Source organism: Mariniflexile sp. AS56 (genome assembly GCF_030552475.1).
Lineage (GTDB): Bacteria > Bacteroidota > Bacteroidia > Flavobacteriales > Flavobacteriaceae > Mariniflexile.
Map to the genome: position 1 here is coordinate 1 of NZ_JAUPED010000034.1, position 9,095 is coordinate 9,095.

Genomic DNA, 9,095 nt, shown 5'->3' on the forward strand with positions numbered 1-9,095 from the left:
TATAGACAAAACAATGAACGACGTTGGTAAATATTGGAAAGTAAGAAATTCATCAAGTGAAATTTTAAAAACAAGAAGAATTCTTCAAAGAGATAATAAAAAAAGATATCCTGAAATAGAACAACACATCACTAATTACTTCAATATGCTAGGAGAAAAAAAATACCCAAATAAAGATGAGATAATGAAAAATAAATCAATAGTATATACTGACTTGATTAATCTATTAGAAAAAAATAATATTGAGCATTCTGTGATTGATTTAAATGACAATAAAAAGGATTCAACATTATTGGCAAGGCTAAAACAAAAGTTGAAATAAAAAACGAAACCACAACAATGTATAAAAAACATAGGGCGGTTTAGGCTTGCCGAAAGGTCTGTGTTTATTTATAAAGTCGCCAAATATAAAATTTGGCATTTTCAACAAAAAAGATAAAAGCAAAATATTATATTTGGCTTAGTACCAAACCGAAACGTATCGCTTATCAACTGCCCTACGTTTCTTATACTGAACGTTGCCAGTAATATGAGAAAACCGAAATCAAATGAAAATATTGAACTATAAGACAATCTTTTTGATTTTTGTTTCATCAATTGCTTTTCCACAAAATGCCGAAAAAAAGATGAGTGACAAAGTACCAAATAGTGTTGAAATTGTTGATAGCCATTTAGACCATTTTTTTGATGAAGATGCAGATATTGTTGTATTTGACGAAATAGAATCTGAAATTATTCACAGAGACATTTTTTTTATTAAAGCTACAGAAGATAGACCTTATCACATTCTGTTGAGTTGTGGAATGAGTGCTTTACCAATGAAAGTTCCTGAAGACATAGAATCATCCGAATTTGCTGAAGTAATGATATTATTACCAAAAGAATGGAATTTAAACTATGAGTCTTTTAGCGACGAACGTAATTATTGGCCAATTAGAATAATGAAGGAATTAATGATGTTACCACATCCAAATAAAACTTGGTTAGGTTTTGGACATACTTTTGGACACGAAGATGATGATGAGCTTGCAGAGGGAATTGGATTTAATTCAGTAATGTTAGCTAGCTCAATGGAATTATCAGCTGACTTTACTGAAATCGAGCTTGAAAATGATAAAACGATTGACATTTATACTTTAATTCCTCTTTACAAAGAAGAACTTGAATTTAAAAAACAAAATAGTGCAAGTGATTTACTTGAGAAGTTTGACAAATACGGAATAGAGGAAATTGTAAAAGTTGGAAGAAAAAATGTTTGTGAATAATAAAATACTACTGGCAACACCGTATATAATTTATTGCTAGTTCTAGCCTACTTACGAAAATCCTCGCGGATTTTCTATTCGGTTTTTATTTGCTAAATTAGGTGCTTAAACCACGCAACAAACCATATACAACAACGTTATGTGCAAGCTGCAAAAACAACGTCAATGAAACAAAATTCTAACATTTCATTTTTGGAAATGGTTTTAATCATTTGGAAAATAACTTTTATTGCTGGTTGTTTTTTTCTTATTTATAGCATCTATGACGAAGAAATAAGTGCGATTATTTTTTGTATTCTTTTTCTTGTTTTTAATGGTATTTTAATAAAAAAATATTCTCGAAATGAACCGTAAATTTGATTTCATTGCGGAATTAAAATATAGAACGACTGAACAAGGTGGACGAAAAACACCTGCGAATTCTGGATATCGTCCACACTTAAGATTTGAATTTAATGAAATGTTGATATCTGGACATCAATTCTTTATCGGAACTGATTCCGTAAATCCTGGAGAAACAGTTTTAGCTCAAATAGGAATGAATTCGACTTATCATTATGAAGGAAAATTAGAAATAGGAACGGAATTTAAATTCTGCGAAGGAAGTGTAATAATCGGAATTGGAAAAATAACTGAAATAATAAATAAATCGCTGGAAAAGAAAAAAGCCAGCACATAACACCGTGTATAATTAATTGCTTGGCAAGTGCTTATTTGGAAAATTCCTTCGGAATTTTCTCGCGTTCGTTTTTGTTTACTAAATTAGTTGCTCAAACACGCAACTAACCATACACAAAACCGTTGGCAGTAATAAAAGGAATCCTCACAAACGAATGAACTTCATACATATAAAGTTAAAACCAACAAAAAGAATAAATACTGATTTCAATCCTGCCGAAGTCAGTAAAGATGTTGAGATTCCAGAAGCGAGCAAAAAATTCATAAAAGACTACAGCAAATCAAATAAGCTTTCTGATGATTATGACAAAGAAGTGATGATATTGTTTGAGGACAAAATGATTTATGGATTTGACTACTTGTATCAAAAAGATAAATTATTGATTCCAGAAATTAATCCTACGACAATTTTTTATGCGAATGCTATAATGTCTCACAAGAAATTAATTTCATTTCGTCAACAGTTATTTGAAAATTCGCCTACAGTCAGGAATTACAAGAAGAATAGTATCAACCAAAACCTATTTGGAAATTTTTTTCAATTAGCAACTATATGTATTACAAATTTACAGTCAGCATTGGAAAGTTTTGCTAATAGACAAATCCCAGACGATTACGAATTCATAGATACTAATGGAGAAGAATTTGAACCATCGGTTTTTCATAAACTTGATTCTGCACTGCCAAAAATTCATAATAAGAGATTTAAAAGTAAGTATAAGAAATATAATTACTCGATTAGAAAACTAATTGAATTACGGAATGAAATAGTTCATCTAAAACCAGCTGAGAAAGATGCAAACACACAATATAAAATTGTATACAGAAGATTATTAAAATTCGATTTTACAAGAGCTGTTATTTCAGTTAAAACTTTAATCAATTTTTATGAACCAAATCTGATTGAAGAATGTGAATGCGGAAAAGAATTATACTACGATGTTTGCGAGTAATGGAAGTAAAATTACTACTGCCAACACCGTGTATAATTCATTGCTAGTAATCGCCTACTTGGAAATTCCTTCGGAATTTCCTCTGGTTCGTTTTAGTTTACTAATTTAGTTGCTGAAATACGCAACGAAATCATACACAAACACGTTAGCAAAAATTTAAATCCAAACTTGAAACAGAGACTAGTAATTAAAGGAACAATATTAACCTACGGAGAAAAATGGGTTGTAGGAAATGAAGATTATTCTTCAATATTACTTTCTGTAGCAAATAGTTGGAAATCAAATAATTTTTCACCTCAAGACGAATTAACAGCAGATATAGAATCTTGGAAATCGAGAGAATTCGGAAAAATAAAGTCGTCTATTTATGGATATACTAGTGACTTACACAATCTGTCAATCAATTACTGTTTTTTAAAGGAAACTCTTGATAATTCAGATATAAATAAGCATAAAACTAATCTATATGTTAGCTTGCTTTTGGAGAACTATTTTACAAACATCCGTAGTCTTTATGATTTTTTATTTCACATTATAAAAATATGTTTAACAGACAAACAACTAAAAACATATCCCGATACGGATTCTTTAAATAAGCTCATCAAGTTTTCGAATAACAAAAACAATCAAGACAAACTTCCTTCTCGAATTCAAAGTTTTCTTTTTGACATTGAACCTTATTTAGAGGAAATTAGAACCATAAGAGATTTTATTGTTCATAAAGGTAAAGAAGTCATTATCACCAAAAAAGATGACCAACTATTTATCAGAATCCCTAAAACAAGCTTATTTAGTAATGATAATTTATTGCCTAACATTTTAAATAGCTCGGAAATAGATTATAATATGGAAGATTATATAAGAGAATTAACAAAGAGTATTTTCAAATATTCAGAGGACCTTGGAATGATTTTACTGATTGAACTTTTTGAAAAAGAAAAGTTCGATTGGGATCTTTATTCAATCACAAATTATTGTATGGAAGATTTTACAGAATTTATGCTAAAACAAAAAAACTTTTGCTAACACCGTATAAAATTAATGGCTAGTTTTAGCCTACTTGGAAAATTCCTGCGGAATTTTCTCTGGCAAGTATCTGTTTACTAAATTAGCTATTTAAACACGCCACTAATCTTATACATCAACGTTGCCAACCATTTAAAAAGCCGCACAAATAAAATTTGAGTATGAGTAAGGAAGCTAAGAATGAGTTTTAAAGAAAAAATATTAAGATTAATTGATAGGGTAAGATATAGATTTGACAAAAATCAAAAGCCGTATAAGTTAAAAGGAATAAGTCCATTAAAAAAAGCTAAAGCGATGGATATTGTTCTTGAACTATGCTTAAACTATTATATTGGAAAACAGAAAAAAATAGATTTTTATGAAGTAGCTACTGTATTAGATAAAAAATTAAATCTATGTGTTACAGAAGCAGAGTTTTTGCTTGATATAATGTCTGATTTAGGATATATTGTAGAGGTTTATAAAAAACCGCCAGAAAAGCAAGTTATTGAAAAAATATACTCAACACCTAAAGGAATTAAAGCGTTTATAGACGGTGGTTTTGAATTAGAAGCTAACAGGAAAATGAAAGAACGCAGATTAATATCAATAACTCAATACTCATCAGCAATAGTAGGAGTTTATTATCTTGCCATATTTCTGAAAGAGTATCTCGGAGTGTCACCCGAATTACTGAAGAACCTAATTTGTAGCGCATATAAACTTCTAATTCCATAAAGACTTTAACGCAAAGCATAAAGAATTGAATAAAAAGAATACCTATAATTACGACTGACATAACTTTCGACTGACCTTAGCAGTGCGCAACTGTTGCGTGCGACTGACAAATTAAACGTTAACTAATTAAAAAATAAACACTATGAATTATTCAAAATCAAAAGCAGATAAGCTCGTTACGGAGTTTGACTACTTGAAAACCAAACCATACTTCCCTTACGGAAAAGAAGGTAAGGAGTTTAAAATAATGGAACTTAAAGCAGTTCCAGAAAAAACTAAAAAAAGAGTTGAGAACTTATCTAAACCTAAAAGTTACTTTGAACAAAAAGACAAAGAATTAGCACAAGGCTACAATTGGTTTGTTAAAGTTATCATATCGGACAATGACACAATTCTTGAAAAAGACCTAAAAGATGTATTGGCAAGACTTAAAATACAGAATGACATTGATGATATTCCTAATTAGGTGCTTCATCGATATATCCTTTTGACCAATCATCATCAAATTGTAATTCGTTGTACAAAGCGGAAATTTTTAAAAACTCTATGGTTTTATCAAGTATATCAATGCAATCCTTTATACTATTCCCTTTTAATGTCTTTAAAACACCCATTTGTGCAATACGAAATTCCTTATCTGCCATAACAAAAAAACGGTTGGCAACACCATGTATAAAAAATAAGGGCTTGGTGTCTGGTTAAAATTAATTTTTGTTTGCTCGTTTTTTTGTTAATCTGGATGGGAGTTTATACTTAGCCCTTACTTTCCATACATATTAACCGTTGGCTGTAATTGAAATGAAACAAACTCTATACTTCATAATACTAATTGGACTTTTAAGCTGTCAGAATTCTGAAAAGAAAGTTGAACTGAAAAGTAAAGACTGTAATAACACAAAACTTGTGAACTACATTTATCCGATAAGCAATTTTACTAATGGAAAAACTTTTCTCTACTCTTTAAAATCGAATAGAGAGCCTAAACCCGAATTGTTTAAAAAAAGATATTCATTAAAAGTTGATAAAGATTCTTTACTTTTTAGTGTTACGGAAAACTCTCAAGGAATAGTAACTGACTCGACTATATTCACTCTGACTAATGGAATTCCGAAAGTTATAGAATCTTTCACAAGAGTAGATGCTTATCCCGAATTGATACCAACCAAGGATTCTATCGTTGGAAATAGATATTGTGAATTCGGAACTTTTGGAAACTCATTTGAGTATGAAATCCCTTTTAATGGTAAAATGGTTTCAAGAAAATTTCAGGGACATACAACTCATAAAGAATACGTGAAAAGAGTGTTCAATGGAATAGAATATAACTGTGCAATAATGGAATCACAAAAAACATTGACGGCTGAATTTAATGGGCAAATAGAAAAATTAAATGGAACTTGGACAGGTTGTACTTGCGAAAGTTTAGGCGAACTTTATTCGACAACTAAAACCGAAGATGGAATGGTGATTGAACACAAACTTGAAGAAATAATTGAATAAAAAACAACTACAGCCAACAATGTATAACCGCAATTACGGCGGATTCGACTACGTCCGAATCCACTCGGAATTGCTAAAGTCAGTGTCAAACCGAAAATTAACGCATATAAACCCGTAACTGACGGTTATACGAGACCGTTGTGCGTCATTTGAGAAAAACCAAGAACATCAACAAAATTAAACACAAAAAACAAAATTTTTAGAATAAATGAAAAACGGAGATTTAGAAGTTTTATGTTGTTTTTGTGGTCAAGATTCAACATTAAGTAAAGCGATTGAAATCACGATAGAATGTAACAAGAAAACAAAAGATGTTCAAGCAGTTTATGCTCACTCTAAATGTCTTGATAACGTTTTACATAAAAGTGTTCCGAGAGCATTTGATTTATAAATTGGACTAAATATTCACAGGAATTTAATGAAAAAATGGATTTTAATAATTGTTGGAATAATCCTGATTGGAATAATCGGAATTGGAATAAAAATCAACTCGGATTTGAATGAACTTGTGGAAGTTTTTAACTCTGAACATTCTTTAAACGAACCGAATTTGATAATTCTATCAGACTCAATTTCACCAAACAGAAAATATAAATACTATCAATATCAATTTGACAAAGGCGGATTAGGATATTCAAGCATTTTTTGGTCAGTTATAAAGAATAACGAAAATGACCTTGGTAAAGGATTATTTCCACAAGGATATAAAGTAATTGGCTGGAATAAAAAAAACGAATTGATTTTAAAAAAATGGATTCCAACGTCGGAATTAAAAGCTGTTACGGAATTGAAAAACGGAACGGAATTTAACGGAATAAAAATAAATATTGCGGAATAAAAACGAACGCACAACACCGTGTATAATTAATTGCTAGGTCACTGCCGACTTACGAACATTCCTGCGGAATATTCTATCTGTGATTTATTTGCTAAATTACGTGCTTAACCACGCAACTAACCATACACAAAACGTTACCACACATTTGAAAAAGAGTATGGAAAATAAATCAAATTCACATGGAAGGACAATTCCTGACCTGATTTCTGAAAACCCTAAAAAGGCTTTGCATCTTTTTATTGGTATAATAATTATTTTTTTAGTGTTTTTATTTATGGGAAACTCCTTAAAAGTAGGTTCAGTGGAACTTAATGGAAAAGAAAAAATAATCCACGATACTATTATCAAAGTGATTAGAGATACAATCATAATTGAAAAACCAACAAATGTCACGAAATATACAAAACCAACCAAAAAAACATCCGACATAGAAGTTAATGACGAAAAAACAGAAATAAAAGCTTCAAACCAACCATCTAATATAAACACAGGAACAAATAATGGAATATTAGGGAATAATAATACCATTAATAATTTAAACGAAAAACCAATAATACTTATTGAAGAAGATAAAAAAAACATATTATTATTAGTTAATGATGCGTTTAATGAAATTCCGGATAAAACAAAAAAAGAAATAAAAGTATTAGCAATGCTTGGTAATGCAAGGTCAATACAACTTGCCGACTTGATAATAGACTTTCTTAAAAAAGAAGGATATGTTGTTATTGATTCTGGACAAGGCATGTGGTCAAAAACTAAAAAAGGAGTGGAAATATATCCTCGTAATGGAGCTGTAAATATTGATATAGGCATAATTTAATGATGTCTTTGATAAATTAACTCATCTAGTATTGATGCAAGTAAAATTATTACACTTGCTTCAAAAAGATTAAAAACGGATAGTATTAAAGCAACAATAGAACCTAAAATTCCAAAGATTGCTAAAATTGATATTTTCATAATATTTGATTTAAAAATTAATAATCTGAAATAAAAAACGTGTGGTAACACCGGCTATATTTTATTGCTTGTTAGAGCTTGCTTACGAAAATCCTTGCGGATTTTCTATTCGCTTTGTACTTGCTAAATTCATTATCTTACCACGCAACAAATCATAGCCAAAACGTTGCCATTCATTGATGGAACGCACTCTGAACGGAAATAAAGTCAAATAAATTTTTAATGCCATATTCAAATTATATAAATCAAAACTATTATTCCAATTGTAATTTACCAAAATAATCATGTTATGAAAAAAAATAAAAAACATAAGAGAATGGCAAATGATTTTTCGAATAAAATATCAGATTTGATTAATCAAAATTACCCACCAGAAGTAAAAGCAAACTCAATAAGGAAAATAATTGAATGGTTTTTAAGAGGTTATTTTAAAATTACAAAGGATGATTTTAAGAATTTTCATTTAACAAAACAATATTATGTTTGTCGATTTGAAGAAAATGAAGATCTTAATAAAAGAACAATTATAACTAAATTCAATACTGTTTATGACTTTTTTAATAAATGGTCTCATGAGCAATGGGATGATGAGCAATTATCTGCAACTGAATTAAAAAAGCATACCAAAATCTTAATTGACTTTGTAGGAATTATTCTTTCTACAGAAATCTCTTTAAAGGAAAATATTATAATAAAAAATGCCATTCCAGTAGAAAACAAACCTATTATTGATTCAATTTTTGATGAGGAAAAAGGAGAATTTAATCCTGAAAAAACAGAATTAAGCAGAACTGATAAGTATATTGAAGACAGTAATAAACTTGCTTTAGAATTTATTACAGATTTGAATAAAATTGGTTTTTGGAAAGCATCAGTCAAACTATTTAACTTTGATTTGGGATTTGATAAAAGACCTTGGTAAAAAGTTCACGATTGAATTAAAAACAACGAAATGGCAACACCGTATAAAAATAATTGCGGTTTTAGTGCTTAATCAAAGGTCGTTGCGTGTTTGTAACGTCTGAATTTCCTTCGGAAATTCCTCGCATACAAACCCGCAACTATTCTTATACATAAACGTTAGCAGCAACTTAATGACGACAACTACAGCAACATTTACAGGAATCAAAAAGAAGATTCAAGAACAAATTGAGA

14 protein-coding genes are annotated in these 9,095 nt (G+C 29.8%); 12 read left to right on the plus strand and 2 right to left on the minus strand.

The window, feature by feature from the left end:
• The 7 genes from Q5N74_RS18490 to Q5N74_RS18520 form a co-directional block, all read left to right on the plus strand.
• A partial coding sequence (locus Q5N74_RS18490; protein WP_304390480.1) for a hypothetical protein occupies window positions 1–322 on the plus strand: 322 nt, incomplete at its 5' end.
• A 226-nt stretch (window positions 323–548) separates the two neighbouring features.
• Complete coding sequence (locus Q5N74_RS18495; RefSeq protein WP_304390481.1) at window positions 549–1,265, plus strand: suppressor of fused domain protein; 717 nt, start codon at window positions 549–551, stop codon at window positions 1,263–1,265.
• A gap of 343 nt (window positions 1,266–1,608) precedes the next feature.
• On the plus strand, window positions 1,609–1,944 hold the full coding sequence (locus tag Q5N74_RS18500; RefSeq protein WP_304390482.1) for a hypothetical protein: 336 nt from the start codon (window positions 1,609–1,611) through the stop codon (window positions 1,942–1,944).
• Window positions 1,945–2,098: 154 nt separating this feature from the next.
• The gene (locus Q5N74_RS18505) at window positions 2,099–2,896 is read left to right on the plus strand and encodes a hypothetical protein (protein WP_304390483.1); all 798 of its coding nucleotides are present in this window, start codon (window positions 2,099–2,101) and stop codon (window positions 2,894–2,896) included.
• Between the two features lie 168 nt (window positions 2,897–3,064).
• Window positions 3,065–3,922 (plus strand): hypothetical protein, encoded by an 858-nt coding sequence (locus Q5N74_RS18510; protein ID WP_304390484.1) that lies wholly within the window; start codon window positions 3,065–3,067, stop codon window positions 3,920–3,922.
• A 180-nt stretch (window positions 3,923–4,102) separates the two neighbouring features.
• A complete protein-coding gene (locus tag Q5N74_RS18515; RefSeq protein WP_304390485.1) occupies window positions 4,103–4,639 on the plus strand; it encodes a hypothetical protein in 537 nt (178 codons plus the stop codon).
• Window positions 4,640–4,781: 142 nt separating this feature from the next.
• Window positions 4,782–5,105, plus strand: coding sequence for a hypothetical protein (locus Q5N74_RS18520; protein ID WP_304390486.1), 324 nt, complete (start codon window positions 4,782–4,784; stop codon window positions 5,103–5,105).
• On the opposite strand, the gene Q5N74_RS18525 is transcribed toward Q5N74_RS18520, so the two are convergent.
• Window positions 5,098–5,283, minus strand: a complete 186-nt coding sequence (locus Q5N74_RS18525; RefSeq protein WP_304390487.1) for a hypothetical protein — start codon at window positions 5,281–5,283, stop codon at window positions 5,098–5,100. The genes Q5N74_RS18520 and Q5N74_RS18525 overlap by 8 nt on opposite strands.
• Before the next feature lie 259 nt (window positions 5,284–5,542).
• Here Q5N74_RS18525 and Q5N74_RS18530 point away from each other — a divergent pair, with 259 nt between their 5' ends.
• The 4 genes from Q5N74_RS18530 (at window position 5,543) to Q5N74_RS18545 (ending at window position 7,800) form a co-directional block, all read left to right on the plus strand.
• Complete coding sequence (locus Q5N74_RS18530) at window positions 5,543–6,139, plus strand: hypothetical protein (RefSeq protein ID WP_304390488.1); 597 nt, start codon at window positions 5,543–5,545, stop codon at window positions 6,137–6,139.
• Between the two features lie 208 nt (window positions 6,140–6,347).
• On the plus strand, window positions 6,348–6,530 hold the full coding sequence (locus Q5N74_RS18535) for a hypothetical protein (protein ID WP_304390489.1): 183 nt from the start codon (window positions 6,348–6,350) through the stop codon (window positions 6,528–6,530).
• A 27-nt stretch (window positions 6,531–6,557) separates the two neighbouring features.
• On the plus strand, window positions 6,558–6,977 hold the full coding sequence (locus tag Q5N74_RS18540) for a hypothetical protein (protein ID WP_304390490.1): 420 nt from the start codon (window positions 6,558–6,560) through the stop codon (window positions 6,975–6,977).
• A gap of 157 nt (window positions 6,978–7,134) precedes the next feature.
• Window positions 7,135–7,800 (plus strand): hypothetical protein, encoded by a 666-nt coding sequence (locus tag Q5N74_RS18545; RefSeq protein ID WP_304390491.1) that lies wholly within the window; start codon window positions 7,135–7,137, stop codon window positions 7,798–7,800.
• Here Q5N74_RS18545 and Q5N74_RS18550 read toward each other — a convergent pair.
• Window positions 7,797–7,940 carry a hypothetical protein gene (locus Q5N74_RS18550; protein WP_304390492.1) on the minus strand — a complete coding sequence of 48 codons (144 nt, stop codon included), beginning with the start codon at window positions 7,938–7,940 and terminating at the stop codon, window positions 7,797–7,799. The genes Q5N74_RS18545 and Q5N74_RS18550 overlap by 4 nt on opposite strands.
• A 289-nt stretch (window positions 7,941–8,229) precedes the next feature.
• Between Q5N74_RS18550 and Q5N74_RS18555 the strand changes: the two genes are divergently transcribed.
• A complete protein-coding gene (locus Q5N74_RS18555; protein WP_304390493.1) occupies window positions 8,230–8,862 on the plus strand; it encodes a hypothetical protein in 633 nt (210 codons plus the stop codon).
• The last annotated feature ends 233 nt before the right edge of the window (window positions 8,863–9,095 follow it).

Excerpts from the sequence above, each read along its gene's own strand:
- Q5N74_RS18525 (WP_304390487.1), bottom strand. The coding sequence starts at position 5,283 with ATGGCAGATAAGGAATTTCGTATTGCACAAATGGGTGTTTTAAAGACA.
- Q5N74_RS18550 (WP_304390492.1), bottom strand. The coding sequence starts at position 7,940 with ATGAAAATATCAATTTTAGCAATCTTTGGAATTTTAGGTTCTATTGTT.
- Q5N74_RS18540 (WP_304390490.1), top strand. The coding sequence starts at position 6,558 with ATGAAAAAATGGATTTTAATAATTGTTGGAATAATCCTGATTGGAATA.
- Q5N74_RS18545 (WP_304390491.1), top strand. The coding sequence starts at position 7,135 with ATGGAAAATAAATCAAATTCACATGGAAGGACAATTCCTGACCTGATT.
- Q5N74_RS18520 (WP_304390486.1), top strand. The coding sequence starts at position 4,782 with ATGAATTATTCAAAATCAAAAGCAGATAAGCTCGTTACGGAGTTTGAC.
- Q5N74_RS18555 (WP_304390493.1), top strand. The coding sequence starts at position 8,230 with ATGAAAAAAAATAAAAAACATAAGAGAATGGCAAATGATTTTTCGAAT.
- Q5N74_RS18515 (WP_304390485.1), top strand. The coding sequence starts at position 4,103 with ATGAGTTTTAAAGAAAAAATATTAAGATTAATTGATAGGGTAAGATAT.
- Q5N74_RS18505 (WP_304390483.1), top strand. The coding sequence starts at position 2,099 with ATGAACTTCATACATATAAAGTTAAAACCAACAAAAAGAATAAATACT.
- Q5N74_RS18500 (WP_304390482.1), top strand. The coding sequence starts at position 1,609 with ATGAACCGTAAATTTGATTTCATTGCGGAATTAAAATATAGAACGACT.
- Q5N74_RS18495 (WP_304390481.1), top strand. The coding sequence starts at position 549 with ATGAAAATATTGAACTATAAGACAATCTTTTTGATTTTTGTTTCATCA.
- Q5N74_RS18535 (WP_304390489.1), top strand. The coding sequence starts at position 6,348 with ATGAAAAACGGAGATTTAGAAGTTTTATGTTGTTTTTGTGGTCAAGAT.